General features: G+C 64.1%; 19 protein-coding genes. 4 read left to right on the forward strand and 15 right to left on the reverse strand.

Annotated features, from left to right (window positions below; translation table 11 throughout):
• Window positions 1-22 precede the first annotated feature (22 nt).
• From ACE3OA_RS18910 to ACE3OA_RS18945, 8 genes are all read right to left on the reverse strand, one after another.
• Window positions 23-5,650 carry a hypothetical protein gene (locus tag ACE3OA_RS18910; protein ID WP_374313657.1) on the reverse strand — a complete coding sequence of 1,876 codons (5,628 nt, stop codon included), beginning with the start codon at window positions 5,648-5,650 and terminating at the stop codon, window positions 23-25.
• A 203-nt stretch (window positions 5,651-5,853) separates the two neighbouring features.
• Window positions 5,854-8,007, reverse strand: a complete 2,154-nt coding sequence (scpA, locus tag ACE3OA_RS18915; protein ID WP_374313659.1) for a methylmalonyl-CoA mutase — start codon at window positions 8,005-8,007, stop codon at window positions 5,854-5,856.
• Between the two features lie 135 nt (window positions 8,008-8,142).
• Window positions 8,143-9,201: a sorbosone dehydrogenase family protein gene (locus ACE3OA_RS18920; protein ID WP_374313661.1), complete on the reverse strand. Its 1,059-nt coding sequence runs from the start codon at window positions 9,199-9,201 to the stop codon at window positions 8,143-8,145.
• An 87-nt stretch (window positions 9,202-9,288) separates the two neighbouring features.
• Window positions 9,289-9,801 carry a hypothetical protein gene (locus tag ACE3OA_RS18925; protein WP_374313663.1) on the reverse strand — a complete coding sequence of 171 codons (513 nt, stop codon included), beginning with the start codon at window positions 9,799-9,801 and terminating at the stop codon, window positions 9,289-9,291.
• An 80-nt stretch (window positions 9,802-9,881) separates the two neighbouring features.
• Window positions 9,882-11,693, reverse strand: coding sequence for an adenylate/guanylate cyclase domain-containing protein (locus ACE3OA_RS18930; protein WP_374313665.1), 1,812 nt, complete (start codon window positions 11,691-11,693; stop codon window positions 9,882-9,884).
• Between the two features lie 61 nt (window positions 11,694-11,754).
• Window positions 11,755-12,981, reverse strand: a complete 1,227-nt coding sequence (locus tag ACE3OA_RS18935; RefSeq protein ID WP_374313667.1) for a pentapeptide repeat-containing protein — start codon at window positions 12,979-12,981, stop codon at window positions 11,755-11,757.
• Between the two features lie 116 nt (window positions 12,982-13,097).
• Entirely contained in the window at window positions 13,098-14,060 is a 963-nt protein-coding gene (locus tag ACE3OA_RS18940; protein WP_374313669.1) for a polyphosphate kinase 2 family protein, read from the reverse strand.
• The gene (locus tag ACE3OA_RS18945; RefSeq protein ID WP_374313671.1) at window positions 14,057-15,040 is read right to left on the reverse strand and encodes an NADPH:quinone reductase; all 984 of its coding nucleotides are present in this window, start codon (window positions 15,038-15,040) and stop codon (window positions 14,057-14,059) included. The genes ACE3OA_RS18940 and ACE3OA_RS18945 overlap by 4 nt, the downstream gene beginning before the upstream one ends.
• 104 nt (window positions 15,041-15,144) lie before the next feature.
• On the opposite strand from ACE3OA_RS18945, the gene ACE3OA_RS18950 reads away from it, so the two are divergent.
• A complete protein-coding gene (locus ACE3OA_RS18950; protein WP_374313673.1) occupies window positions 15,145-15,813 on the forward strand; it encodes a glutathione S-transferase family protein in 669 nt (222 codons plus the stop codon).
• On the opposite strand, the gene ACE3OA_RS18955 is transcribed toward ACE3OA_RS18950, so the two are convergent.
• The gene (locus tag ACE3OA_RS18955) at window positions 15,792-16,694 is read right to left on the reverse strand and encodes a LysR family transcriptional regulator (protein ID WP_374313676.1); all 903 of its coding nucleotides are present in this window, start codon (window positions 16,692-16,694) and stop codon (window positions 15,792-15,794) included. The two genes, ACE3OA_RS18950 and ACE3OA_RS18955, sit on opposite strands and share 22 nt — an antisense overlap.
• A gap of 109 nt (window positions 16,695-16,803) precedes the next feature.
• On the opposite strand from ACE3OA_RS18955, the gene ACE3OA_RS18960 reads away from it, so the two are divergent.
• The gene (locus tag ACE3OA_RS18960) at window positions 16,804-17,640 is read left to right on the forward strand and encodes an SDR family oxidoreductase (protein ID WP_374313678.1); all 837 of its coding nucleotides are present in this window, start codon (window positions 16,804-16,806) and stop codon (window positions 17,638-17,640) included.
• A 95-nt stretch (window positions 17,641-17,735) separates the two neighbouring features.
• Here the strand turns inward: ACE3OA_RS18960 and ACE3OA_RS18965 are convergent, their stop codons facing one another.
• Window positions 17,736-18,938 (reverse strand): glycosyltransferase, encoded by a 1,203-nt coding sequence (locus ACE3OA_RS18965; RefSeq protein WP_374313681.1) that lies wholly within the window; start codon window positions 18,936-18,938, stop codon window positions 17,736-17,738.
• 184 nt (window positions 18,939-19,122) lie between these two features.
• Between ACE3OA_RS18965 and ACE3OA_RS18970 the strand changes: the two genes are divergently transcribed.
• Window positions 19,123-19,911, forward strand: coding sequence for an alpha/beta hydrolase (locus ACE3OA_RS18970; RefSeq protein WP_374313683.1), 789 nt, complete (start codon window positions 19,123-19,125; stop codon window positions 19,909-19,911).
• A gap of 7 nt (window positions 19,912-19,918) precedes the next feature.
• On the opposite strand, the gene ACE3OA_RS18975 is transcribed toward ACE3OA_RS18970, so the two are convergent.
• The gene (locus tag ACE3OA_RS18975; protein ID WP_374313685.1) at window positions 19,919-20,812 is read right to left on the reverse strand and encodes an SDR family oxidoreductase; all 894 of its coding nucleotides are present in this window, start codon (window positions 20,810-20,812) and stop codon (window positions 19,919-19,921) included.
• Between the two features lie 168 nt (window positions 20,813-20,980).
• Between ACE3OA_RS18975 and ACE3OA_RS18980 the strand changes: the two genes are divergently transcribed.
• Entirely contained in the window at window positions 20,981-21,757 is a 777-nt protein-coding gene (locus tag ACE3OA_RS18980) for a hypothetical protein (protein ID WP_374313687.1), read from the forward strand.
• Between the two features lie 6 nt (window positions 21,758-21,763).
• Here ACE3OA_RS18980 and ACE3OA_RS18985 read toward each other — a convergent pair whose 3' ends face one another.
• The 4 genes from ACE3OA_RS18985 to ACE3OA_RS19000 form a co-directional block, all read right to left on the reverse strand.
• On the reverse strand, window positions 21,764-23,266 hold the full coding sequence (locus ACE3OA_RS18985; RefSeq protein WP_374313689.1) for a PAS domain-containing protein: 1,503 nt from the start codon (window positions 23,264-23,266) through the stop codon (window positions 21,764-21,766).
• 243 nt (window positions 23,267-23,509) lie between these two features.
• Window positions 23,510-24,022 carry a hypothetical protein gene (locus tag ACE3OA_RS18990; RefSeq protein WP_374313691.1) on the reverse strand — a complete coding sequence of 171 codons (513 nt, stop codon included), beginning with the start codon at window positions 24,020-24,022 and terminating at the stop codon, window positions 23,510-23,512.
• Window positions 24,019-24,510, reverse strand: coding sequence for a hypothetical protein (locus ACE3OA_RS18995; RefSeq protein WP_374313693.1), 492 nt, complete (start codon window positions 24,508-24,510; stop codon window positions 24,019-24,021). Before ACE3OA_RS18995 ends, ACE3OA_RS18990 begins: the two co-directional genes overlap by 4 nt.
• Window positions 24,511-24,594: 84 nt before the next feature.
• Window positions 24,595-26,094 (reverse strand): PAS domain S-box protein, encoded by a 1,500-nt coding sequence (locus ACE3OA_RS19000; RefSeq protein WP_374313695.1) that lies wholly within the window; start codon window positions 26,092-26,094, stop codon window positions 24,595-24,597.
• Between the last annotated feature and the right edge of the window lie 82 nt (window positions 26,095-26,176).

The following is a 26,176-nucleotide window of genomic DNA, read 5'->3' on the forward strand; positions in this document are numbered from 1 at the left end:
CCAGAGCTCATTTCCCCAGGGCTCAATTCTCCAGCGTGCGTCCCAGGCTTTTTGCCATCACGAGATAGAGCTTGCCGACATCGGCCGTGACGATGGCGGCGTTGAGCACCGCCTCGGGGTCCGCCTTCGCGGACTGGGTGAGCAGGTCCTCGAACTTCTTCATGTACCGGTCGACGATGTCGTGGAAACGTTCATCGCGGCTGTAGCGCTGCTCGATCGCCGGAATGACGTAGGAATCCTTGTTGCGGAACAGGCGCCGCGCGAAGACCGAGCGGTCGCCCTCGCGGTAGCGCTTCCAGATATCCTCCGGAATCTCGTTGTCGAGCAGCGAATGGATGTCGAGGGCCAAGCTGTTCAGCTCTTCGATCATCACCGAGGCCGCCCGCAGGAAGCTGTCGCGGGTCGAATTGTTCTGCGTCTCGCGGAGCTTGTCGATGCGCTCGAGCGCGATCTGCGAGGTCTTGGCCAGTTCCAGGCTCTGCCCGCGGAAAGCTTCGCCCAGTTCCGCGGCTTTTGCCTGCGCAAGATCCAGGGCGCGGCCGAAGCCTTCGGCCTGCCGCTCGAAACTCTGCCCGATGGCACCGACACGGCCGGCGGCCGTTTCGGCGGCCCGGCTCATCGATTCGATGCGCTTGTCGATATCGGTGCCGAGGCCCGCGAGATGCTGGTTCATGCGGGCTGCCGCCTGGGCCAGGGATTCTACCTGGCGGTTCAGGATCTCGCTGGCCTGCTGTGCATCGCCTCGCGCTCCTTCGGCGCTGGCCTTGGCCGCAAGCGCCGCGTCGGAAAACTCCTTGGCCTGGGCACGGAGCTGCGCGCGCACCTGTTCGGCCATGTCATGGACCTTGACGGAAAGGTCGGAAAGCTCGGTGATCTGCTCGGCAACCGCTGCCTTGACGCCGCTCACCTGCTGCGCCGCCTTCTTGGTCACCTGCGACAGGGCTTCGGCGCCGTCGCGGAACAGCTGGATGGTTTCCTTGGCCTGGCGCGTGCTCTCCGACGTCGTCGCGCGCAGGAACTCGCCCAGATTCTGCGCCGAGATATTGAGCGTGGAGAGCTGATGCTGGCCTTCCTTGCCGACCGCCGCCAACTGCTCGACGCGCTGCCCCAGAGTCACGTTGAGCTGCTGCTGGCGACCGACGGCCTGGTCGGTGATGGTGGAGAGAATTTCCGCCTGGGCGGCCAGCGACTTGCCCATCTGCTCCAGCTTGTCGCGTGCCATTTCCGAGGCCTGCGACAATTGCCGCGCATGGCCCTCATAAAGGCCGGCCAGTTCCGCCGTGCGCTTGCCGCCTTCTTCGGTCGATTGTTTCACCAGCTCGCTCTGCCGCGCCACGTCCTGGTGCAGCAAGGCGGCTTTCTCGAGCGCCGAATTGGCGACACCTTCCAGGGCCGAAAGCCCGTCGCGCATCCGCTGCTGCAGATCGCCGGCGGTGCCGGAGGCTTTCTCGGCCGCCTCGCGCAGGGTGTCAGCCTCGGTGCGGAAGACGGTACCGATGACCCGCGCCTCGACCTCGACCTTCTGCGTCACCGCCGACAATTCCTCGATCTGCGCCTGCAGCGCGCTGCGGATCTCGGTGGTGGCGGCCTGGGTGCGCGCCAGCGCCGCGGTGAGATCGTCATTCTGGCGCATCAGGGTCTGGCCCAATTCGATCGCCTGCATGCCGGCCTGTTCGGTGGCGGCTTTCAGATTGGCGGCATTCTTCTGCACGATGGCCTGCAGCGCGTCGGAGAGATCGCTGGCTTGCCGCTGCATGACGCGGCCGGCTTCCAGCGCGCGCTCGTTGATTTCGAGCCCCGAGATATTGACCTGTTTGGCCTGGTCGGCCAGGGCGTCGCGCATGGCGATGGCCACCTGCGCCGCCTGCTCGGCGGCCTTGCCCAGGGTCACGGCCTGCTCGTCGGCGCTGGCATGGAGCTTGTCGCTGGTGGCCACGATGGCGGTGAAGCGGCGGTCGATCTCGGCATATTGTTCCGCGAGGCGCGCGCGCACGGTGTCACCCGCCTTCTCGCCCGCATCGCCCAACCGATGGCCATGTTCGGCGGTGACGATTTCAAAACGCCGCGTGCTCTCGGCCATCATGGCGGCAAGATTTTCGGCCTGGACGCGGGCCGCGGCGCCTAACCCTTCCGTCTGCTGCACAGCGGCGGCGGTGGCCGCGGCGATCTCCTGCGCCTGCAGGCGCAAGGCGCTCGCGAAATGTTCGGCGGCATGCTTCGAGGCGGCAATCAACTCGTCGCGCTGGGCATGGGTCACACCTTCAAGCGCTGCCGAGCGGCTGGCGACCGCTTCGGCGGCGGCCACAAATTCATCGGCCTGGCGGCGCAGGATGTCGCGGAAGCCTTCGGCGGCAGCGGCGGCGGATTCCACCAGATGATCGCGCTGGCTGAGGATCGTGCCGTCGAGCGCAGTGGTGCGGGTGATGAGGGTCGCAGTGAGGCCTTCCATGCCGGAAATCTGCCGCTCGATCTCACCTTTCAGCCTTGCCACGGCACCGTCGCCGGCGCTCTGGATGGCATCGGCGAGGACCAGGCTTTCACTTTTGACCGTCTCGCCGAGGGTCGAGACCTTGCCCCCTAAGGCTTCGGTCAGCCGATTGACTTCGCCCTCTTGGGCGGCAAAAGCCTCGCGCATGCGGGCGAGCGCCTGTTCGCTCGCATTCTGGAAATTGCTGCCAAGGCTGCTGCTCTCGCTGCCGATCGTGGCCGAGAGGGCCGCGACCTTCGCCGCCAATCCGCCCGCCATCTCGTTGAGGCTCGCGGCATGGGCATCAAGCTCGGCGCGGATCTGTTCGCTGGCGGCGTTGCCTGCTTCGGCGAGGCGCGCGCGTTGGGCGGCGATGGCGGTATCGAGGGCGGCGGCCCGTTCCAGCACCTCGTTCACATTGGCGGTGATGGCGGTCTCGTTGGCGCGCAGCCGTGCGCTTACGGCCTCGGCGTGGGTACCCATCGCCGCCTGCTGGCGTTCCGTCTCGGCACGAAGCTCGCTTAGCGCCTTGTCGCCGGCCGCCTGCAGGCTGCGTGTGAGCGCAATGCCTTCGGCATCGACCGCGGTGCTGAGCAGCGCCACATTGGCGGCAAGCTGGGCCGCCATCTCGTTGAGGCTCGCGGCGTGGGTGTCGAGTTCGCCGCGGATCCTGGTGCTGGCCTCGCTGCCCGCTTCGACCAGGCGGTCGCGCTGGGCCGCCACGGTCGCATCGAGCGCCTTTGTTTCGGCCACCAATGCCGCGATGCCGGCGCTGACGGCGGATTCGTTTTCGCGCAGGCGCTGGGCCAGGCGCTCGGCCGCGCGATCGGCGGCCTGTTCCAGGAGATGCCCTTGGGATTCGATGGTCTGGCCGAGGCGGCGGCTCGCCGCATCCTGCGCGTCATTGAGGACGATGAGCCGTTCCTCCTGCCGCTTCAGCAAGGCCGCGAAGCGCTCGGCATGGTTCTCGGCCGCGTTGTCGAGCTCGCCGGTTGCACCCTCGATCGCCTTGGCAATCGTCGCCTGGCGCAATTCGTTGGCGGCACTCAGTTCGGCGATCCGCGCCGTCTCGGTATCGATATGCTGCTTGAGGCGCTGGGCGGCGACGTCGGCTGCCAGCGTCAGGCGCTGGCCTTGCGCGTCGACCTTGGCAACGAGGCCTTCGGTTTCGCTGCTGGTGGTGGCGGCCACGGCCTCGATCGATTTCAGCATCTCGGCAAAACGCTGACCGATCTGCTCGCCGACCCGACCCGTGGCGTCCTGGAAATCGCCGGCCTCGGTGCGCAGGGCCGTCTTCACCGCCTGGTTCTGTTCGCTGATCTTGTCCATCAGGGCGCGGATCATGGCGGCGGTGTCGCCCGACATGCGGTCGAGCGACTGGCGGAACTGCTCGGCGGCGGACAAGGCGGCGGTCGTCAAGCGCTCCGCCTGCTGGCGCGTGGTTTCCTCGAGAAGCGCATTGTCGCTGCGGGCGCGGGTCGAACTTTCGGTGACGATGTCGCCGATGCGCGTGAGCGAGGTCACGAAATCCTCGGCCAGGGTCTTCGCGGCGGCGACCGACAGATCGCCCTCCTCGCGCATCTGGCGCTGGATTTCGGCGGTCTTGCGCATGACTTCGCCCACTGTCGCCGTGGCGGTGGCGGATACCAGCTCGTGATGACGGCGCAGCGTATTGGCGAAGCGCTCGGCGCTGGCTTCGGCCTGGTCGTGCATGTCGCGGCTCTGCCGTTCGATGGCGGCGAGGACGGCGTTGATGCGCGTTTCGGTGGCCTCCGTCGCGGCGGCGATGCTGGCCTGCTCGGCGGCGGAACGGGTTTCCAGTGCCGAACCCGCTGTTTCAAAGCTGCGGTCGAGGGCGGCAAGATGCGCCGACATGTTGCGGTCAAGCTCGCGGTAGCGCGCGCTCGCCTTCTCTTCCGCCTCGCGCAGGGTCGAAATCTCGCCGGCGATCTCGCCCCGCATCAGGGCGAAGGCATCGGTGGTGCGTTCGGCCAGGCGCGCTGCCTGCGCCGTGAGGGCTGCCTGCAATTCCTCGCCGGCATCGATCGCTTGCGCCTTGGCGGCGTTGATCCCCTGCAATTGCAGCGCCAGGGCCTGCGCTACGTCATTGGCATGGCGACCGGCCTGGGCGGTGATCTCGACCACGACCTGGCGCAAGGCGCCTTCGGCTTCCGCCGTGTTGCGTTTGCCGGCCTCGATCGCATCCGCCGTGCCGCGGTTGAGATTGTCGAGCTGTTGGTTGAACTCGCGCGCGGCGCGGGAGACGATGTCGCTGATGGCCGCCAGTTGCTGATCGCCCGCTTCGGAGAGGGCGCGGCCCTCGCGACGCGCGGATTCGCCGGCCTCATCGAGACGGCGGCCAATGGCGGTAAGTTCGTTCTTGAGACCCAGGGTTGCCTTCTCGGCGCTGTCGGCGAGGATCTCTGCCTGGCGCTCGACCGCATCGCGCACGCTGGAGCCGTGATCGAGTACACGGTCGAGGATGGCCGTGATCTCCTGGCGCCGTTCTTCGAAGGCCGCGACGACGCGCTCGGCGGAATCGGCCGCGACATCGCGCAAGGCATCGGATTCCAATTCACCGGCCTTCTTCAGGGCGGCTTTCTGCTCGGCCAGGGTCGCCTGCATCTCGGCCAGCAATTGGCGCTGGGTCGAAAGCTGCGCTTCGACGGCACGGGTTTCGGCGCGCGCTGCTTCGGCCGCATGGTCGAGGTCGCCGCGCTGGTGCTGGAAGCGATTCTCGATCTGCGCGAGGGCCGCCGCCGCATCCTCGGTCGCGGCCTTCAATTCGATGGTCTGGCGGCGGATCGCATCGGCCACGGTGGCGACGCGCTGCTCGGCCTGCGGATTGGGATAGGTCAGCATGTTGAGCTGCTGGGCCAGCAGCGCCGTCTGCCGTTCGAGGTCGCGCCCGCGCATGACATAACCGATGACGACCCAGACGAAGACCGCCGGCGAAACCAGGGCGATGATGATCTGCGCCAGCTCGGCCGGCATCAGATCCTGCAGATTGTCGAGCCCCACGGCATCGGCCACATGCCAGCCATAGGCGCCGAACCAGGCCAGCGTCAGGAAGGCACCGAGAATAACGGCGCGGCGATGATGGCGGGTGTTCGGGTCACTTCCCGCGGCAGCCTTCAACAGGCCGCGCGCCGTTCCCGATTCCTGGTCCCCTTTGCCCATCATCAACCCCTGTCGCGTCTTGACCTGCCTGCCACGCTGTATCTAGGCGGCGAACGTGCGCCAGCCCCAACCCGTAGTTCAGGCAGGAAATGAAGTGCGGAGTCTAAGCCATTGTTCGGACAGGTGCAAATGCCCCGACCATGCCCTGGCGTGACAAGCCCGTAAGAAGCCTGCACGCAGTGGCGATGGATCAGGCGGGCGGTGGATCAGGCCGCTTTGCTGCCGGGCTTCTGCAGCAGTCCGATGATTTCGGCCGCAGCCTTGGGGATGTTGGTGCCGGGGCCGAAAATGGCGGCGACACCCGCCTCGCGCAGCATCGGATAATCCTGGGCCGGAATGACACCGCCGCAGATGACGCGAATATCTTCGGCGCCCTGGTCCTTCAATGCCTTGATGAGCTGCGGCACCAGCGTCTTGTGGCCGGCGGCCTGGGATGAGACGCCGATCACATGGACGTCGTTCTCGATCGCCTGGCGTGCGGCCTCCTCGGGAATCTGGAACAGCGGCCCCACATCGACGTCGAAGCCGAGATCGGCAAAGGCGGTGGCGATGATCTTGGCGCCGCGGTCGTGGCCGTCCTGGCCGAGCTTCACCACCAGCATGCGCGGGCGGCGGCCTTCGGCGGCGGCGAATTCCTTGACGCGCCCCTGGATGGCGGCGAAATCCGGATCGTCGCGATAAGCGGCGCCATAGACGCCGGCGATGGAGCGGATCTCAGCCTTGTGGCGGCTATAGACGTCCTCAAGCGCCGAGGAAACCTCGCCGACGCTGGCGCGGGCGCGCATCGCCTCGACGCTCAAGCCCAGCAGATTGCCGCTGCCATCCTTGGCGGCCTTGCGCAAGGCATCCAGCGTCACTGTCACCTTGGCGCCGTCGCGCTTGGCCTTCATCGCGTTCAAGCGCTCGATCTGCGACAGGCGCACCTTGCTGTTGTCGATGTCGAGCACGTCGACCTGCGTCTGCTCTCTTGCCTGGTATTTGTTGACGCCGACGATGATGTCCTCGCCCCGATCGACGCGCGCCTGACGCTTCGCTGCAGCCTCTTCGATGCGCAGTTTCGGCATGCCGCTTTCCACCGCCTTGGTCATGCCGCCGAGGGATTCGACCTCGGCGATCAGCTTCTCGGCATGTGCCACCAGGCTCGCGGTCAGCGCTTCGACATAATAGCTGCCGCCCAGCGGATCGACGACGGCCGGAATGCCGCTTTCCTCCTGAATAACCAGCTGCGTGTTGCGTGCGATATGAGCCGAGAAGGGCGTGGGCAAAGCGATGGCTTCATCCAGCGCATTGGTGTGCAGCGATTGCGTACCACCAAGGACCGCTGCCATCGCTTCGATCGTCGTGCGGATCACGTTGTTATAGGGATCCTGCTCCTGCAGCGAGACACCCGACGTCTGGCAATGCGTGCGCAGGGCCGAGCTCTGCGGGTCTTGCGGGTTGAACTGCTGCATCAGCTTCGCCCACAGATAACGCGCGGCGCGGAGCTTGGCGATCTCCATGAAGAAGTTCATGCCGATGGCAAAGAAGAAGGAAAGGCGCGGCGCGAATTCGTCGACCTTCAATCCCTTCGACAAGGCCGCGCGCACATATTCGAGGCCGTCGGCCAAAGTGAAGGCCAGTTCCTGCACGGCATTGGCGCCGGCTTCCTGCATGTGATAGCCGCTGATCGAGATCGAATTGAATTTCGGCATGTTCTGCGCCGTGTATTCGATGATGTCGGCGACGATCCGCATCGACGGGGCCGGCGGGTAGATATAGGTGTTGCGGACCATGAACTCCTTGAGGATGTCGTTCTGGATGGTGCCCGACAGCTTCGCCGCTGGCACGCCCTGCTCCTCGCCGGCGACGATGAAGGCCGCCAGAACGGGCAGTACCGCGCCGTTCATGGTCATGCTGACCGACATCTTGTCCAGGGGGATGCCGTCGAACAGGATCTTCATGTCCTCGACGGAATCGATGGCGACGCCGGCTTTCCCCACATCGCCCATGACGCGTGGATGGTCGCTGTCATAGCCGCGATGCGTGGCAAGATCGAAGGCCACCGAAAGACCCATCTGCCCGCGCTTCAAATTCTCGCGGTAAAAGGCATTGGAATCCTCCGCCGTCGAAAAGCCGGCATATTGGCGGATGGTCCAGGGGCGGTTGGCATACATGGTGGCGCGGGGACCGCGCGTATAGGGGGCGAAACCGGGCAGCGTGCCCACGACTTCCAGCCCCTCGAGATCGGCTTCGGTGTAAAGCGCCTTGAGCCTTATGCCCTCCGGCGTTTCACGGTTGAGGGTCTGGGGGTCCGCGCCCTTCAGCTCCTGGGATGCGAGCTTCTGCCAGTCGGCCAGCGACTTCTTCGGAAAATCCGCCACGATAGCTTCCTCCAACCGTTCCCGCCCTGCCCACGCCAGCCCCAGTTTGGCTTGCGAGCCTTTCGCAGTGCAGCATTTTTGTCAAAGTAGCAGAGGCCGGGCGCGGAAGTCCAGAAACTGTGCAGGGTTAAGGCCTCACCGCGGCGTCACATGCAGGATCTGATCCTCGCCATTGTCGGTGGCGAGATAGAGGCTGCCGTCGGATGCTTCCGCAATGTCGCGCAGGCGGCCGAATTCGTCGTCGAGCAGGATTTCGGTCTTGGCCACCTTGTCGCCGTCGAGTTTGAGGCGATAGAGCCGCCCGGTCTTCAGGCTGACGAAGAGGATATCGCCTTTCCATTGGGGAAACGCATCGCCCTGGTAGAAGATCAGATCCGAGATGGCGATGGTGCGGTCATGCTCGAATTCGGCAATGGCCGGATGATAGTCGGTAAGCTTGCCGCATTCATCGGTGCCGCGGCAGAGCGGCCAGCCGTAATTGCCGCCCTTCTCGATGCGGTTGAGCTCGTCCTGGGTGTCGGGCCCATGTTCGGTCGACCACAGCGCACCATCCGCAGGGCGGAAGGCGAGGCCCTGCGGATTGCGGTGGCCGAAGCTCCAGACCGGCGATCCGGGGAAGGGATTGTCGGTCGGCACGCCGCCGTCGCGATTGAGACGAAAGATCTTGCCGCGCCTCTGTGCCACATCCTGCGCGCCATCGGCTGCGGTCGCATCGCCGAGGCTGGCGAAGAGATGACCGTCGGGCGAGATCGCCACGCGGCAGCCATTGTGCCACTTGGCCCCCGGCAGGTCGTCGAGCAGGATCTGCTCGCCCGATAGCTTGTTGCCTTTCAGGACGAAGGCGGAGAGGCGGTTGGCCGGTGCAAGCGTCCAGCCGGTCGAATAGCAGAGATAAAGGCGACCATTGCTGGCAAAATCGGGATCGAGCGCTAGGCCAAGGGCGCCGGCCTCGCTTTCTGCGCGCACTTCCGGCATGCCGCCGACGCTTTTCACCTGACCGCTTGCCGGATCGATCAGGTGCAGGCGCCCGGGCCGTTCAGTCACCAGCATTTTGCCATCCGGCATAAGTGCCATGGACCAAGGGTGCTCCAGTCCGTCGGCAAGGGTCGAGACCTTGAAGGGAAGCTGCTGGGCGTGGGCTTCGACCGTGAGGACGATGAAAACAAACACGGCGATTATCAAGGGATGACGCATGGTTTCTCGTCCTTCCGTCATGCCCGCACTTGGTGCGGGCAACCGCGACTCATCTGGTCCCAGATGAGGCCCCCTTCAACCCGGCGTCTAAAGATCCATCAGCGCGTCGATCTGCTTCTGGTCGATGACGTGATTATCGCCATGGATGATGGCCGAGGCTTGGCCGATGAGGTCCTGCAGGTTCTGCGAGGCGCGCGCGGCGACGTGGCGAGCCTGATCCTCATTGCCCTCGGCCAGCACCAGTTCCAGCCGCTTGATGGAAATGGCGATGAGCCGGTTCATCTCGCGCACCAGCTGGTCGAAGGGCTGCTTGTATTGCGGCGGCGAATAGGGATAGGCCTCGATTGCCAGATCCTTGTCGGCGATGCCTGAATTCTTGAAATGCTCGGTATATTCCAGCGGCTGCCAGGCCTTGCAATCCTCGAGACATTCCGGCGCGTCCGGAACGATCTCCAGCAGCATGATGACTTCGTTGATGTGATTGAGATAGTCGGTCGCCAGCAGCGAGATCTCATTGACGTTGGAGCCGGCAGCGCGCGCGCAAAGTTCGCGGTAGCGCCGGGCGGCGTCCTTGTCCGGCTGGGCTTGGGTCGCGGTCATAAATCCTCATGGGCTAAAAAGACCCACGAAGTCAAGAAGATAGCGCCGAACGACACATAGTTATGGTTAAAAAACGGTAGCTAGGGCGTCACCCGGTAGAAGGTGAGCGGCTGGTCAAAGCCCTTCAGCGTCGCGCGTTCCGCGCTGATCGCGAATCCCGCCAGGGCCGGCGCCACGGCCGGATCGTCGCGCATTTCCTGCGACAGCACGATATCGCCGCCAAGGCTCTGCCCCTGCAGGCGTGCTGCCATGTTGACGGTGGACCCGAAATAATCGAGCCGGTCGTTGAGCGTCACGGCGATGCTGGGTCCCTGATGCAGTCCCAGCTTGATGACGATGGGCCGTCCGCTGGCGGCAGCGTTGGCGGCAATACGGTGCTGGATGGCGAGTGCCGCGGCGACGGCGTCCTGCGGTCGCGCGAACGCCGCCATCACCGCATCGCCGATGGTCTTCACCACGGCGCCGTCATGGCTGCGGATGATGTCGGCCATGAAGGCGAAATGATCGCGCACCAGATGATAGGCGCTGGCATCGCCGATCTGCTGGTAGAGTGCCGTCGACGCGCGGAGGTCGGAGAAGAGCAGGGCGACGCGACCCACCGACACCTCGTCACCCGGGCGCAGCACGTCGTCGGAGAAGAGATCGCGGAAGGCCTGCAGCGCCGTGATGCGATCGGCCGTCAGGCAATCGGCCACCCAATGCCGGCTCTCGATCACCGCGATGCGCGCTTGCCTGCTGTGATTGGTGAAGCGCAAGTGCCCTTCAGCCGGCGCCGCGCCGGCAATGACGGCGTCATCCTCGATGACGAGGGCCGGAAAATTGCTGCCGTCATGCACGATATCGACGGAGGGACCCGGTTCCAACGTGCGCAGGCGATAGGGACCGGCACCAAGGCTGCCGGGCAGCTCGCGCGTTTCGCCGGGAGCGAGGTGGATCTGTGCCCGCACATGCGGCACCGACATCGGTCCCCACATGCAATATTCGCCGGATTCCAGCGGGCGGATGCCGGCCGCCGGGCGGAAGCTCGCTTCGACATTCTTCGAGAAGTCGCGGTCGTAATCGATGTTGCAGGATGAACAATGTGCACCCGTCGGCAGACGGTCGAGACCGCCCACCCAGGCCTTGGCGACACGGCAGCGCGGGCACAGAAGGTCCCAGCGCAATTCGAGAAGGCCGGCCTTCACGGCCTGCAGGCAGAGCTCGATCACATGCCGTTCCGGCACCTGCCACAGGCGCGCCAGGCCGATCGGGCGGACATGCCACAGATCGACCTCCTGCGCGCGCAGGACGTGATCGGCGAGGCGCTGCGCCAGGCCATGGCCATTCGGCGTCGCTTCGATCTCCGCCACCAGCCGTGCCACCTTTGCCGTCGTCTCGGCCGTGATCTCAGGCGCCGCATAGGTGAAGATGGTCGGCGTCTCCCCACCGGCGAAGCGATCCGCTTCCGCCACCATGCGGCCGAAGGTGTCGGCGGTTGCGGAGAAGAATTTCGTCGCCAGCAACAGCCGGCCGATCCAGTTACGCGGTGCGGCAGTCAGCGTATAGGTGCCGATGGAACCGCCGCTCGCCGGATCGGGTCGCAAGGCGAGATGCGCGCCCAGCAGGCGAAGCGGCCCGCTGGAAAAATCGCGGATATGCTCAAAGAACTGCTCGGCAACCCAATTGACCGGCCGCTCTTGCCATTTGATGGCGAAGGGTCCCACCTTTGCGTCGCCGTAATAGGCGACGCTGCCGTCGCCTTGTGGAATTTCCGTGATCTTGTGGCGCGGCAGCCTGGCTGCCTCATTGAACCGTGCCGTGTCGGCCAGCAGCGGCCACATGGCTGCCGGTGGATTTTTGAAAGTCCAGGACCAGGTTCTGCTCTGCAACGCGTTGTCTGTCCGGCCGCTCATGCTGCTCCACTAAAGGCATGCGAGCTTTACGGCCCAGTATCGGCGCCGGATCACCGATCCATCAAGCGATAGCAGCGAACAGGGCCTTGAAGTGATCCTCTGCGATGATGCCGGCGGGCTGGGTGCCGCTGGTTTTCAGCCGATCGCATTCGACGCCGGTGAAATTCGTTTCGCCGAAACGGCAGCCGCGCAGCGTGACGGGAAATTCGCGCGTCATGCCGTTGGGAAGATGCGCCGTCTGCATCTTCAGATCGGCGCCGCTGAAATTGGTCCGACGCAGAATCGCCTCGGACAGATTGGCGCCCCTGAGGTCGGCTCGCGACATGTCGGCACCGGTGAGGTCGGCATGGCTGAAATCGGTGAGGTCCAGGATCGCCTTGACAAACTTCGTCGATCGCAGGCGCGTATGCACGAAGAGCGCGGCGGACAGATTGCGTCCGGTGAAATCGACGCCGGAAAGATCCATGCCGGAAAAATCGGCGCGCGTGCCGATGGCGCCGGAGCTCTCTACCCACTGCTCATGGGCCAGCACCAGATCGCCGATCTTGAGCGCCGCTTCGACCGAATCATCGACGGCGATGGCTTCGGATAGATCGAGATTGGTATAGGAGGCCTTCTCGATTTCGACCCCGTGAATATTGGCGTCCTTGAGGATGGCGCCGTCCAGCTTGGCGCCCTCGATCGCAGCACGATTGAGGAAGGCACCGCTGAGGTTGCAGCCCTGCATGTTGGCGCCGCGCAAATCGGCATCCTTGAGCGACGAGCCGGAAAAATCGGCCTGGCTGAGATCGGCGTTGCGCAGGATGGCACCGGAAAGATCGGCCTTGCGCACGACCGAGGCATGGAGCTTGGCGCCTTCCAGATTGGCGCGCGTCATGCCGGTGCCGTCCTGGGCGGTGACGGCGCTGGTGCGTTCGGCGGGCTTGGTATGGCCGCCGATATTGACCATCAACGACCCGTCGCGGAAATCGGCGCCGGTCAGCAACGCCTCGCTGAAATCGGTCCCCTGCAGATGTGCGCCGCGGAAATCCGAACCGCGGCAATCGGCCCGCAGCAAGGTGCTGCCGGCGAGGTTGGCGGCAAAGAAATCGACCTCGTCCAGCTTGGCGTCATTGAGGTCGGAATTGATGATCTGGACGCCGGTCAGCTTGGCCCGGGTCAAGACCACGCCCGGCAGGCCGAAATTCTGCAGCACGACCAGAGAGAGATCGCCGCGCTTGCCGCCGCGCTCCTGGCGAAGCCAGCGGCGATGCGCAACCAGGGTTGCGCGCAGAATATCCATGTCCATGGTGTTCGGTCTCGTTGCTGCCCCCAACAAGGCCGGAAGTTAACCATGGACTCATTAAAGATTCCAGTGGTTGTAGTTAATTAAACGGAATTCTCGAATATCTGGTGGAAGTAATATTAACGCTTGTTCTTGCGCCTCTCCGGCCCCGTGTATTCGGCCGTCTTTTTTGAGGAGTTATTTCCTAGTTCGCTTTCGGCGGCCAACCGCGCCGCGGCCTCCTGTGCGGCCTGCGCCTTCTCGGGCCCGACGGTGGGGAAGGCGAGATTGAGTTCTTCGAGCGCCTCGATGACGATGCGCGCGACGGCAAGGCGCGCGAACGGCTTGTCGTCGGCCGGCACGATGAACCAGGGCGCCGACTTGCTGGCCGTGGCCCGGACGGCCTCCTCATAGGCATTCATGAAGTCCGGCCAGCGCTGCCGGTCGCGCAGATCGTCGGGCGAGAATTTCCAGATCTTGTCGGGGTCCTCGATGCGGGCCAGAAGGCGCCGCTTCTGCTCCGCCGGCGAGATGTTGAGGAAGATCTTGCGCAAGACGATGCCGTTGCGCGCCAGATAGCTTTCGTAATTGGCGATGTCGCCCAGGCGCTCGTCCCAGATGTTCTTGCCGACCACGGCGGCCGGCAGGCGTTGCCCCTCAAGGAAATGCGGATAGACGCGCACCGCCACCACCTCTTCGTAATAGGAGCGGTTGAAGATGCCGATGCGGCCGCGCCGCGGCGTGGCAAGGCTGCAGCGCCACAGGAAATCATGCTCGACCTCGACACCGGCGGGCGCTTTGAACGAGGTCACGTCGACACCTTGCGGATCGACGCCGGACATCACGTTCTTGATGGCCCCGTCCTTGCCGGAGGCATCCATGCCCTGGAGGATGACGAGCAGCGACCAGCGCCCCTCGGCATGCAGCCGTTCCTGCAGGCTGTTGAGTTCCTTGCTGCACTCGCGCAGCAATTCCTCATTCGCGTTCTTGTCCGCGGCACCGGCAGCGGGTGCCGTCGCGAAATCCTTCAGGTGAAAGCCCTTGCCGCTGTCGACGCGGAAAGGGGCGATCAGGCCGGCCAGGGATTTACGGTCGTACTTCATGGCGTCACCACGATGTTTCCCATCATCCTGCCATTTTCGACGGCCTCATGCGCGGCGGCGATGTCGCTGAGCGGAAAGGTCGCAGCAATGCTGTGCTTCAAACGGCCTTCCTGCAACAGATGGGTGAGATCGGCGATGGCGCGCGCCCGCAGGGCCGGCGGCTGGTTATAAACGATGAAGAAACGGTAGCCGATATTGCTGAGGATCGACGGGCCGAACTGCACCATCCCTTCGCGCTGGCTGGAACCGTAGATGGCGATGAGGCCGTAATCGGCCATGACCGATGGCAGCCACTCGATATTGCCGGAAAAATCGACCTCGATCGCACGCGCCACACACTTGCCATGGGTCACATGCCTGATGCGCGCTGCGACATCCTCCTGCTTGCGGTCGACGACGATCTCGGCCCCGGCGGCGCGGGCATGGGCGGCCTTGGCGGCGGAACTTACCGTGGCGATGACGCGGGCGCCCTTCCGGGCCGCCATCTGCACCGCGTAATGGCCGACGGCACCGGCGCCGCCATTGACCAGCACCCAATCGCCTTGCTGCACGCCGCCATCTGTCTCGACCCCCTGCCAGGCGGTGAGGGCCGGAATGCCGAAGCAGGCGCCGGCGGCAAAATCCGTACCGTCCGGCAGCTTCACCGCCTGCTCGGCCGGCAGCGTCACGAATTCCGCCGCTGTGCCGAAGGGCCGGTTCCAGCGCGCGTTCCACACCCAGACCCGCTCGCCGATGCGCGCTTGCGGCACGCCCGCGCCGACCTGGTCGATGATGCCGGCGCCATCGCTATGCGGCACGATGCGAGGAAACTGGCTGGCGGCGCTGCCGGTGCCGGTGCGCATCTTCACATCCGACGGGTTGACGCCGGAAGCAGCGATCTTGACCCGCACCTCGCCGGCCATGGGGCTGGGATCGGGCAGGGTCCCCACCTGCAGAACATCGCGGGCGGAGCCCAGTTTTTCATAGAATGCGGCGCGCATTTGATCTCTTCCCCCTGGTGTCGGAATCACGGAAATATCGCTTATCCCAAGCCTAGCCGAGGGCCGATGCCAGTGATAGTCTCCGCCGCCGATTCGGAGACAAGATGCGCTCGCTGCACCATTTTTCGCTTCAGCCGCAATCGCGCCGCGTGCGCATTCACTTGCGCGAGAAGAAGCTCGATTTCGACGCCGTCGCGGAAAAGCCGTGGGAGCGCCGCGAAGGCCTGCTTGCTCTTAATCCTGCTGGTGAGACGCCGGTCCTGGTCGAGGAAAACGGGGCCGTCATCGCCGGCGCCTATGCCATCGGCGAATATCTCGAAGAATGCTATGCCGAAACGCCTTTGCTCGGCCGTTCGCCGGTCGTGCGGGCCGAGGTCCGGCGCCTGGTCGGCTGGTTCGACGGCAAATTCGAGCGCGAGGTCACGCAGAACCTGCTCTATGAAAAGATGGTGAAGCGGCTCCTTGGCCAGGGCGGGCCGGATTCAGGCGCCATCCGCGCCGGCAAGGCCAATATCCGAATCCATCTCGACTACATCTCCTGGCTGGCTGATCGCCGCAACTGGCTGGCGGGCGAGGATTTCAGCCTTGCCGACATCGCCGCGGCGGCGCAGATCTCGGCCATCGACTATCTGGGCGACGTCGCCTGGGACCAGCACCGCGAAGCCGCCGAATGGTATGCGCGGGTCAAATCCCGCCCCAGCTTCCGCCAGATCCTCGCCGATACCTGGCCCGGGACCCAGCCGCCGCCCCATTACGCCGATCTCGATTTCTGACGCGCTGCCTGGAAGTGGGCGATGAAGGCGCGCAGGCCCGCCGAGGGCAAGCGCTGCTGCGGGTAATAGAGGCAGATGCCGGCAAAGGGCGGCGTCCAGTCGGCAAGTACGCGCCTTAGCTTGCCCGCGGCCAGATCCGCTGCCGCTGATTTCAGCGTGACATAAGCGAGGCCCGCCCCACCCCGTGCCGCGCCGAGGCTGAGCCCATGGCTGCCGAGGGTGAGCCGCCCCGGCGGATCGATGCGGATCTCCTCGCCCTGGCGTTCGAATTCCCAGCGATGGATGGCGCCGCTCGGCATACGCGCGCGGATACATTCATGGCCGAAAAGATCCGCCGGCACCTTCGGCGCGCCGCGCGCCGCGAAATAACCGGGCGTGCCCAGGACGGCGAATTCCTCCTCTGTGCCCAGCGGCAGCGACACCATCTCCTGCGGCACCGATTCGGCGAGGCGCAGGCCGGCATCGAAGCCGGCGGCGACGATGTCGACCATGCGACCCTCGCTCACCAAGTCGACGCGCATGTCGGGATAGGTCGCCATGAAGTCGAGCACGATCGGCAGCACGCGTTCGGCCGCCCCTTCCGACCCGTTGAGGCGCAGCAGGCCCGCCGGTGTGTCGCGGAACCTGTTCACGCTCTCCACCGCATGTTCGATCTCGCGCAGTGCCGGCTGGATGCGGGCGAGGAAACTCGCCCCCGCCTCGGTCAGCGCGACGCTGCGCGTGGTGCGGTTGAAGATGCGGACGCCGAGGCGCCGTTCCAGGCTCGCCACGGCATGGCTGAGCGAGGAGGGGGAGACATTGAGTTCCGCGGCCGCGGCGCGAAAGCTGCGATGGGCCGCCACCGCCGCCAGGGCATGGAGTTCATTGAGGGCGAGGCTCATTCGGCAATCCGCTATTGTTCTACAATTTGCATGATTGCATGCAATATTGCGCAGATTATCACATCAATCTGCAGCGGTCATATAGGCAGCCTCAACCAAGGAGCTCCTCATGACCCAGACGATTCTCATTACCGGCTGCTCGACCGGCTTCGGCGAGGCGACGGCACGCCTCTTTGCCAGCCGCGGCTGGAACGTCATCGCCACCATGCGCCGGCCGGAAGCGGAGGCTGGCCTCGCCAACCTTCCCAACGTGCTGGTGACCCGGCTCGACGTCCAGGATCCGGCCAGCATCGAAGCGGCAATGGCCGCCGGACTTGCCCGGTTCGGGCGCATCGACGTGCTGGTGAACAACGCCGGTTTCGGCCTGTTCGGGGTGTTCGAGGAAACGTCGCGGGAGAAGGTGCTGGAACAGTTCGAGGTCAATCTCTTCGGGCTGATGGACGTGACCCGCGCTTTGCTGCCGCATTTCCGCGCCAACCGGTCGGGGACCATCGTCAATATCAGCTCGGGTGCCGGCGTTTTTGCCTTGCCGATGATCTCGCTCTATTGCGCGTCGAAATTCGCCCTGGAGGGCTTTTCCGAGGCGCTTTCCTATGAGCTCTCAGGTCTTGGCATCGGCGTGAAGATCGTCGAGCCGGGCGGCGTCACCAGCACCGCCTTCGGCCAGCGCAGCGGTGCGGAAGCGGCGGGCGCCCATAGCATTCCCGACTATGCGCCTTTCGTGGCGGCCAGCAATGCGGTCTTTGCGGGCCTTCGCGCGTCGCGCGCCAATGCCACCAGCGCGGAAGTGGCCGAGGTCATCTTCACCGCCGCCACGGACGGCACGAACCAGCTGCGCTATGTCGCCACCGAGGATATCAAGCCGCTGGTCGCGGCCCGGCGCGAGACATCGGAAGCCGAATACCTTGCCTTCATGCGGGCCCGCGTGGCGCCAAAACTCGGCTAGGGATATTTGCTCAGCCAGGATATTTGCTCAGCCAGGATATTTGCTCAGCCAGGATATTTGCTCAGCCAGGATATTTGCTCAGCCAGGATATTTGCTCAGGCAGCCTGGTCGGCGCTGACGAGATGGCCGTAAAGGGCCAGCATGTTGTCGGTCATGACCAGGCGGTCGGCACGCTGGCGCAGATTGTCGATGACCTGGCCGGTGCGTGCCTCGCGCTCGTCGAGGGGCAGGGACAGGGCATCGCGGATGGCCCAGCCCAGCGCCATGGCATCGCCCGGCGGGGTCAGCCAGGCCATCGAGCTGCCTTCCAGTACTTCGCGGGCGTTGGGGAAGTCGCTGGCCACCACCGGCCGCCCCAGGGCCTGGGCCTCGATGATGACGCGGTTATAGGTGGCCGGTTCCAGATAGGGGGCGACGATGAGGTCGGCCAGCATCAGGGCCGCCGCCATGTCCTTCACTTCTTCGGCCATCAGCACGCGGTCCTGCAGCTGGTGTTGCACGATTTCCTTCTCCAGCTGCGCGCGATAGGCGCCGCCGTCAGTCTCGGGCCCGACGATGATGCAGCGCAGATCGAGATCGCGGATGAGGGCCAGGGCTTCCAGCAGCAGTGACTGGCCCTTGCCGCGCTCGAACGCGGCCGGCGCCATAATGACCGGCAGATCGTCCGGCACGCGCCACTGATTGGCCAGCTGCACCACGCGCGGCGCCGTCACCTGGGTGGGGTCGAAGCGGGTGAGGTCGATGCCATAAGGGACCACGCTCAAACGGCTGCCGAGGCTCGGCACCGCCTTGGCGATCTCCTCGGCGGTCGCATGCGACAGGGTGACGACCAGGTCCGATTCGGCGAAGGCCGCGAGGCTCCGCTTGCTCAGATTGTGCACATTGGCCGGCCCGTCGTGAAAAGTCGTGACCAGGCGGCAACCGGACTTCTTGGCGGCGCCATGGCCGATGACGGCCAGACTGGCGCTCTGCGCGTGGATGATGTCGATCTTGTTCTCGGTGGCAAAGCGCGCGACGCGGCGGGCGACGTTGAAATTCGTGACCGGGTTGCGGCTGGCAAGCTTCATCTCGACCGCTTTCACGCCCATGCGCGGCAATTCATGCGTCGAGACCAAAGCCGATTCGCTGGCAAGGAAAGCGCGCCCGCCCGCCGCCACGACCGCGCCGCCGATCTCCAACGCCAGGCGCGATGCGCCGCCGCCGTCGAAATGCGGCACCAGTTGCAAGACGGCTGGTGCCTTTCGATCCAAGGCGGGAGTGGTGTAAAGAGGTGGCGCGGAAACGGTGTCGATTGACATCTCTTATCCGGGGAGAGCTTCGCTGATGCAGTCCATCAAGAACCCACAGGTTGCCCCACAGGTCACCCCACCGGGCGCGGGGGAATTACAATTCCGGCAACCATTATCAGGCCCCACCGCCGGATTGCAAGCGCTTGGCGCAGTGGGTGGGTGGGCGGCCAGCCACGATCGCGTGATGGTGCCAATGCGTGCCGAAGCCGAAAGACTGCACCTTCCGGGCGGCCGATACCTTGCCTATCACCGACGCAATCTCGCTGCCAATGACCATGAAGCCGATGGAATAAATTCGCGCCGTCAACCACCCGGCATCATCTTTCTGGGCGGATTTGCCTCAGACATGACGGGCACGAAGGCGATGGCGCTCGACGCCTATTGCGCCGCAACAGGTCGCGCCTTTGTGCGATTCGATTATTCCGGCCACGGTCAATCCTCCGGCAAATTCATCGACGGCACGATCGGCGCGTGGCGCGACGATGCACTGGCCGTGCTCGATCAATTGACACAAGGCCCGCAGATTCTCATCGGCTCCTCCATGGGCGGCTGGCTGATGCTGCTGGCCGGCCTGGCGCGGCCCGATCGCATTCACGCCCTCATCGGCCTTGCCCCGGCGCCCGATTTCACCGAGGAACTGATGTGGCAGACGATGGATGCCGGCATGCAGCAGCGCCTGATGCAGGAAGGCCGCATCGAGGAGCCGAGCGCTTATAGCGACGATCCCTATGTCATCACGCGCGCCCTCATCGAAGACGGTCGCCGGCATCTGCTGTTGCAGGGCGCCATCCATATCGACCGGCCGGTGCGGCTCATTCACGGCCAGGCCGACCAGGACGTGCCGTTCAGTGTTTCGCTGCGCCTGGCCGATCATCTGGTGGCGGAGGATGTCGCCGTCACTTTGGTGAAAGACGGCGATCATCGCCTCTCGCGCCAGCAGGACATCGAGCGCCTGATCATGACGATCGAGGAAGTGTCGTAATAACTTCTCAGAACCCGGCGTCGAACAGCGTTTTCAGGCCCAGGCGATAACTCGGAAAAGCCAGTGAAAACCCCAGTTCCTGCTTGATGCGGTCGTTGCGCACGCGCTTGTTGTCGTCATAGAAACTGCGCGCCATGGGGGAGAGGTCGGCCTGGTCATAGGGCACCACGGGTGGTGGTTCGACCCCCAGCAATTCGCAGGCATAGGTGACAACATCGGCGGGCGGGGCCGCATCGTCGTCGCAGACATTATAGGCGGTGCCGGGATGCGGCCGCGCCATCGAGGCCACCAGCACCGAGGCGATATCGGCCACATGGATGCGGCTGAAGACCTGTCCCGGTTTCACCACGCGGCGGGCGCGGCCATCGCGCACCGTGTCGAGTGCCGAGGAACCGGGGCCATAAATGCCGGCGAGGCGGAAAAGATGCGCCGGCTGCGGCAGCGCAGTCCACGCCTGTTCGGCATGAAGGCGCCGCCGGCCGCGCTCGCCGCTGGGCTGCAGCGGGCTCGATTCATCGACCCAGGCGCCACCGCAATCGCCATAAACCCCGGTGGTCGAAAGATAGCCGATCCAGGCGAGGTGCTGCACGGCGGCGGCGATCTCAGCACGATGCTGGTCGAGCACGGGATCGCCGGCGGCATCCGGCGGCACCGAACTCACCAGATCGGTTACGTCTCTGAGCAGCGTAGAAAGATCCGCCAGCGGCCGGCCGCGATCGAAGAGATGCGCCTCGATCCCCTGCGCGGCGAGGGCACGCTGCTTTTCAACAGAGCGGCAGGTGCCCGACACGCGCCAGCCCCGCGCCAGCAACCTGTCGGCCAGATGCAGGGCCGAAAAGCCCAGGCCGAAACAGAAGAGATGGCCGGAATCGAGGGGTCTTTGCCGCGCTGGTACCGTCATTCTCCGACCTCACGATCCCGTTTGCGGCAGATTTGTTGCCGTCATGAGACTTGCAAATTCCTCGCACCGGTTCCATCAATCCGGCAGCAATTCATGAAACGGTCCTAACGGGCCCCGATGGAAACATCAAGCGGGCTGGAAACATCAAGCAGGGCGGAAATATCGACCATGCGATTGACGGTATTCTTGGCAGGGCTTCTGGTGGCGATCCCGCAGGTGGTGATCCCGCTGGCGGCATCGGCTGAGGAAAAACTGACCAGTGCCGAAAACGAGCAGCAATATGCCGCCTGCATGGTACTGGTCGACCAGAACGCGACCGAGGCGCTGGAAAGCGCCGTGGCCTGGGAAAAGCAGGGCGGGGCCGACGCCGCCCAGCATTGCCAGGCCCGCGCCCTCATCGCCCTCGGCCAATATGAGGATGCCGGCGTGCTGCTGGAACGCATCGCCGAAACCATGCCGCAGGTGAAGGCGCCGATCGCCTCCGAAGTCTTCGCCCAGGCCGCCTATGCCTGGGGCCTTGCCGGCAAGTTGGAGCGCGCCCTCCACGATCTCAACCAGGGCCTGATGCTGCAGCCCAAGAATGGCGAATTGCTCATCGACCGGGCGATGCTCTATGGGCAGAACGGCATGTATTTCGAAGCGCTCGACGACCTCAATGCGGCGGCGGATCTGCTGCCGGGGCGCCCCGATATCTATGCCTATCGCGCCTCGGCTTATATTTCGATGAGCGAGCTCGACCTTGCCGGCGACAATCTCGACCGGGCCCTGGCAATCGCCCCGGACTATCCGCAGGCGCTGCTGGAACGTGGCAAACTGCGGCAGTTGCAAGGCGACAAGGATGCCGCGCGCAAGGATCTCCTCCGCGTCCTTGAAGTGGCGCCCAAGACCGATGTCGCCGCCGCCGCCCAGCAGCAGCTGGAAAAGCTGGATCTGAAGGCCGAATAGCGGCCGCTACATCGAGCGCACGCTGACCAAGAATTCGTCGACCTTTTCTTCGAGCCGGGCGGCCTGGCTCGCCAGGGATTGAGCACCCGTGAGCACGGTGGTCGAGGACTCGCCCGATGCCTCAGCGGCCTGTGTGACGCCGCTGATATTGGCCGAGACTTCACGGGTCGCCGCCGATTGTTCCTCGACGGCACTCGCGATCGACGTGCTAATATCGTTGACTTGGCTGATGATCTCGCCGATCCGTTGAATGCCGGTTGCGGTAGCTTGGCTGGAATCCTGGATGCTGCGGATCTGCTGGTCGATTTCCTCGGTGGCGCGCGCCGTCTGGTTGGCGAGACTCTTCACCTCCGATGCGACCACGGCAAAGCCCTTGCCGGCTTCGCCAGCGCGTGCTGCTTCGATGGTGGCGTTGAGCGCCAGCAGGTTGGTCTGGTTGGCGATGTCGGTGATGATCTGGGTGACCTCGCCGATCTTCTGGGCAGCGCTCACCAGGTTGGTCACCATCGATTCCGACTTGCGCGCTTCGCTCACGGCAATGCCGACGACGCGGGTCGATTCGGTGATCTGCCGGGCGATCTCATTGACCGATGCCGCCAGTTCTTCGGTCGCGGCCGAAACGGTCGACGATTGCTGGCTGGTCTGCACCGACGCGGCGGCCAAGGATTGCGCCGTCGATTCCATCGACTGCGCGGATTGAGCGACGGTCTGCACCATGGCTTTGACGCCCTGCTCGAATTCATTGGCAAGGGCCGCGTTTTCCGCCTTGCGCTTGCTGAGGTCGATGGCGAATTTCACCACTTTCCACGGCCGGCCGTTGAGGTCCATCACCGGGTTGTAGGTCGCCTCGATCCAAACCCCATGCCCGTCCTTGGCGATGCGCCTGAACTGCCCCGACTGGAATGTCCCCTTGCGCAGATTGGCCCAGAAGCTGCGATAGGCTTCGCTCTGCCGCTCCGCCGGATCGACGAACATGCTGTGATGCTTGCCCTGTATTTCCGGCAGGCTGTAGCCCAGCGTCTTCAGAAAAGCATCGTTCGCGGTGAGAATGTTGCCGTCGAGGTCGAACTCGATGACGGCCTGCGAGCGGCCGATCGCCTCCACCTTGCCTTGGAGATCGGCAAAGACAGCTTTTTGCGCCGAGACGTCGGTCGCATATTTGACGACTTTGAAGGGCCTGCCTCTGCCGTCGAGCAACGGGTTGTAGGAGGCCTCGATCCAGACCTCCTTGCCGCCCTTGCCGAGGCGCTTGTATTGCGCCGATTGCAATTCGCCGCGGTTCAGCCGAGCCCAGAAGTCACGGTATTCCGCGCTCTCCCGGAATGCCGGGTCGACGAACATGCTGTGATGCTTGCCCTGGATCTCGGCCAAGGTATAGCCCATCGCCTTGAGGAAATTGCTGTTGGCGGTCAGGATGGTGCCATCCATCTTGAATTCGATGATCGCCTGGGACTTGTCGAGCGCCCTCAGCTTGGCGGCGCTGTCGCTACGGAACCAAGGAAATTTCATTGTCCATTCCCACTGCATGTTTCTTCAATGACAGTTTTACGAATGGATAAGTCGTTTGGATTATAAGGCTACACGTAAAGAATCACACTATTATATGATTTACGCTGCCATTTTCTAAAGGGACCTGCCTGCCACGCACGGTTCGCAGCAAGCCGTCGACTTCGCTCCGCAGGGCAGAGCCGTTGCGGCTGAGTTCGGTCGCTGCCTGGGTGAACCGGCGATGTTGCCGGAAACCTCGCCGGTTCAGTTGGACAGGTGTCCAGGGACGAAATCGCGGCCTCCGGCATTCGCGCCGAGCGAAAAGACCAACGCATCCACCTGATCGCACATGGATTCCAGGCTATCCATGACGAGGTTGAGCCCGTCGACCGGTGCCATGCGGCGGATCCGCTGCTGGCGCAGATCCACGGGCTGGCATGCGTGTGGCACATCCTCGCCCAATATCCGGGCAAGCTTCTGCCGGACATCGCCCCGCATCACCCCGGCGGTGATGGATAGATTGCACAGAAACAGAAGTTCTTCGGCAATGCTGACGGTCAGCCGCGCCACCTCGTTGGAGACGGTGGCAAATGCCCAGCTCCGGCGAGCCGAAGCCGCGTAGGCCGCCGATTGCTCGTAGCGGACGATATCTTCCGGCTCGTTGGCGAGCATGACCAGCCGCTGGTAGGAGTTGAGGGACGTTTCGATGGCGCGCCCGGCCGTGGCCCGCAAGCGCACCAGCGTGTCGATGCCCACGGCACTGGGCAGGACGGTCATTGGCGCACCGCGCGCCCGCTCGACACCGCAGTCGGCTTGAACGCCACCGCGGCGATGAGATCCTCGATCTCGTTGCACATCTCGTCGAGATTGCCGAGCAGGATCTGCAGCGCCTCGTTGAGCGGCAGCCGCATCATGCGCTGCTGGCGCAAGTCGATGACCGGTCCGCGACCCGACCGGGTCGGAATGGCGCCGAGCGTCGCCGCGAGCGCCACATGCGCCGGGCTGGTCAGCGCGCCGTTGGTCACGGTGATCTCGCACATGATGCGCAGATCCTCTAGCACACGACGGGTGAGGTCACCCACAGCTTCGGCCACCGAATGCAGAACCTGACTGCGATCGAGCTCGGCTTCGTCCGGATAGTCGTTGCCGCCGCTGAACAGGCAGTCCTGCAGCTGGCTGAAGGAATCCTGCACGGTATCCCGCGCGCGCCGCGTTGTGTGTTCGATACGGCTCAACACGCCGATGTCGATTTGAGATTTGGTCACGATGTCTATCCTTGACTATGGCGGTCCCGGATTGCCCGCTGTTGTTTCTGGGCGAGCATCCTTGTCGGTGGGATATGTCCTTGCCTACATTGCGCGGACGTTGGCGAGGAACCGATCCACCCGCTGTTCCAGGTCCGCAGCCTGCGTGGAAAGAGACTGCGCACCGTCAAGCACCGAGGCGGAAGCCTGTCCGGATTCTTGCGCCGCAATCGTCACGCCACTGATGTTCTGCGATACTTCCTTGGTTGCCGCGGATTGTTCTTCGACCGCGCCCGAAATGGACGTGCTGATGCCGCTGACCTGATTGATGATATTGCCGATCTGGCGGATTGCGTCGGCCGTCGTCGAGCTCGATTCCTGAATCCCCTTGATGTGCAGATCGATTTCTTCCGTCGCTTTGGCTGTCTGCGTGGCCAATGACTTGACCTCGGAAGCAACCACCGCGAAACCCTTGCCGGCTTCGCCGGCGCGGGCGGCCTCGATGGTGGCGTTCAAAGCCAGGAGATTGGTCTGGCTGGCGATCTCGGAAATGATGCGCGTGACTTCGCCAATTTTCTGCGCGGCCGAAACGAGATCATTGACCATGCGCTCCGACTTTTCCGCCTCTTCGACGGCGACACTCACAACATTGTTAGATTCCGCAAGCTGGCGGGCGATCTCATTGACCGAAGCTGAAAGTTCCTCGGTCGCTGCCGAGACGGTCGAAGATTGCTGGCTGGTCTGCTCGGAAGAGGCAGCGAGGGTCTGCGCCGTTCCCTGCATGGTCTGCGCGGACGATGCCAGGCTCTGCACCATCGACTTGACGCTGTCTTCGAAATCCTTGGCCAGAGCCATATTCTGCTCTTTGCGCGGCGTCAGGTCGGTGGCGAACTTCACCACTTTCACCGGCCGGCCATTTGCGTCCATGATGGGATTGTAGGATGCCTCGATCCAGACTTCTTTGCCGCCCTTGCCGATTCGCTTGTACTGCGCGGCCTGGAATTCGCCCTTGCGCAGCTTTTCCCAGAACAGGCGATAGTCGCTGCTGTCCTTAAAGGCTGGCTCGACAAACATGCTGTGATGCCGCCCCTTGATCTCGTTGAGCGTATAGCCCAGCGTCTTCAGGAAGTTCTCGTTGGCCGTGATGATCGTCCCGTCGAGTTCAAATTCGATGACGGCCTGAGAGCGGCCGATGGCGTCGACCTTGCCCAGCAATTCGGCGTATTCCGTGCGCTGGCGCGTGATGTCGGTGGCGTATTTGACGACCTTGTAGGGTTTGCCGCCGCGCAGCAGCGGGTTGTAGGATGCCTCGATCCATACCTCCTTGCCGCCTTTGCCGATTCGCTTGTACTGCGCCGCCTGGAACTCGCCACGATTCAACCTGGCCCAGAAATCGCGATAGTCGCTGCTGTCCTTGTAGGCCGGTTCCACAAACATGCTGTGGTGGCGGCCTTTGACTTCATCCAGTGAATAGCCAAGCGCATTGAGGAAGTTCGCGTTGGCCGTGATGATCGTGCCATCCATCTTGAATTCGATGATCGCCTGCGACTTGTCCAACGCCGCCAATTTGTCCGCCGCGTCGCCGGACGTTCCGAAGAAACCCATGTTTGCGCCCTCTTGCTGTATGTCGCGTTTCGCGCAACCGGACATGACATGGGCCCGGTGCTGATGGGTGGAATTTAGGGGG

Source organism: Dongia sp., from assembly GCF_041906375.1.
Taxonomy (GTDB): Bacteria; Pseudomonadota; Alphaproteobacteria; order Dongiales; family Dongiaceae; genus Dongia.

What these genes read in the sequence shown, in the direction of transcription:
- ACE3OA_RS18990 (WP_374313691.1), bottom strand. Translation starts at nt 24,022, where the DNA reads ATGACCGTCCTGCCCAGTGCCGTGGGCATCGACACGCTGGTGCGCTTG.
- ACE3OA_RS18920 (WP_374313661.1), bottom strand. Translation starts at nt 9,201, where the DNA reads ATGCGTCATCCCTTGATAATCGCCGTGTTTGTTTTCATCGTCCTCACG.
- ACE3OA_RS18955 (WP_374313676.1), bottom strand. Translation starts at nt 16,694, where the DNA reads ATGAGCCTCGCCCTCAATGAACTCCATGCCCTGGCGGCGGTGGCGGCC.
- ACE3OA_RS18945 (WP_374313671.1), bottom strand. Translation starts at nt 15,040, where the DNA reads ATGCGCGCCGCATTCTATGAAAAACTGGGCTCCGCCCGCGATGTTCTG.
- ACE3OA_RS18980 (WP_374313687.1), top strand. Translation starts at nt 20,981, where the DNA reads ATGCGATTGACGGTATTCTTGGCAGGGCTTCTGGTGGCGATCCCGCAG.
- ACE3OA_RS18960 (WP_374313678.1), top strand. Translation starts at nt 16,804, where the DNA reads ATGACCCAGACGATTCTCATTACCGGCTGCTCGACCGGCTTCGGCGAG.
- ACE3OA_RS18935 (WP_374313667.1), bottom strand. Translation starts at nt 12,981, where the DNA reads ATGGACATGGATATTCTGCGCGCAACCCTGGTTGCGCATCGCCGCTGG.
- ACE3OA_RS18925 (WP_374313663.1), bottom strand. Translation starts at nt 9,801, where the DNA reads ATGACCGCGACCCAAGCCCAGCCGGACAAGGACGCCGCCCGGCGCTAC.
- ACE3OA_RS18975 (WP_374313685.1), bottom strand. Translation starts at nt 20,812, where the DNA reads ATGACGGTACCAGCGCGGCAAAGACCCCTCGATTCCGGCCATCTCTTC.
- ACE3OA_RS18910 (WP_374313657.1), bottom strand. Translation starts at nt 5,650, where the DNA reads ATGATGGGCAAAGGGGACCAGGAATCGGGAACGGCGCGCGGCCTGTTG.
- ACE3OA_RS18940 (WP_374313669.1), bottom strand. Translation starts at nt 14,060, where the DNA reads ATGAAGTACGACCGTAAATCCCTGGCCGGCCTGATCGCCCCTTTCCGC.
- ACE3OA_RS18985 (WP_374313689.1), bottom strand. Translation starts at nt 23,266, where the DNA reads ATGAAATTTCCTTGGTTCCGTAGCGACAGCGCCGCCAAGCTGAGGGCG.
- ACE3OA_RS19000 (WP_374313695.1), bottom strand. Translation starts at nt 26,094, where the DNA reads ATGGGTTTCTTCGGAACGTCCGGCGACGCGGCGGACAAATTGGCGGCG.
- ACE3OA_RS18965 (WP_374313681.1), bottom strand. Translation starts at nt 18,938, where the DNA reads ATGTCAATCGACACCGTTTCCGCGCCACCTCTTTACACCACTCCCGCC.
- ACE3OA_RS18950 (WP_374313673.1), top strand. Translation starts at nt 15,145, where the DNA reads ATGCGCTCGCTGCACCATTTTTCGCTTCAGCCGCAATCGCGCCGCGTG.
- ACE3OA_RS18930 (WP_374313665.1), bottom strand. Translation starts at nt 11,693, where the DNA reads ATGAGCGGCCGGACAGACAACGCGTTGCAGAGCAGAACCTGGTCCTGG.
- ACE3OA_RS18970 (WP_374313683.1), top strand. Translation starts at nt 19,123, where the DNA reads ATGCGTGCCGAAGCCGAAAGACTGCACCTTCCGGGCGGCCGATACCTT.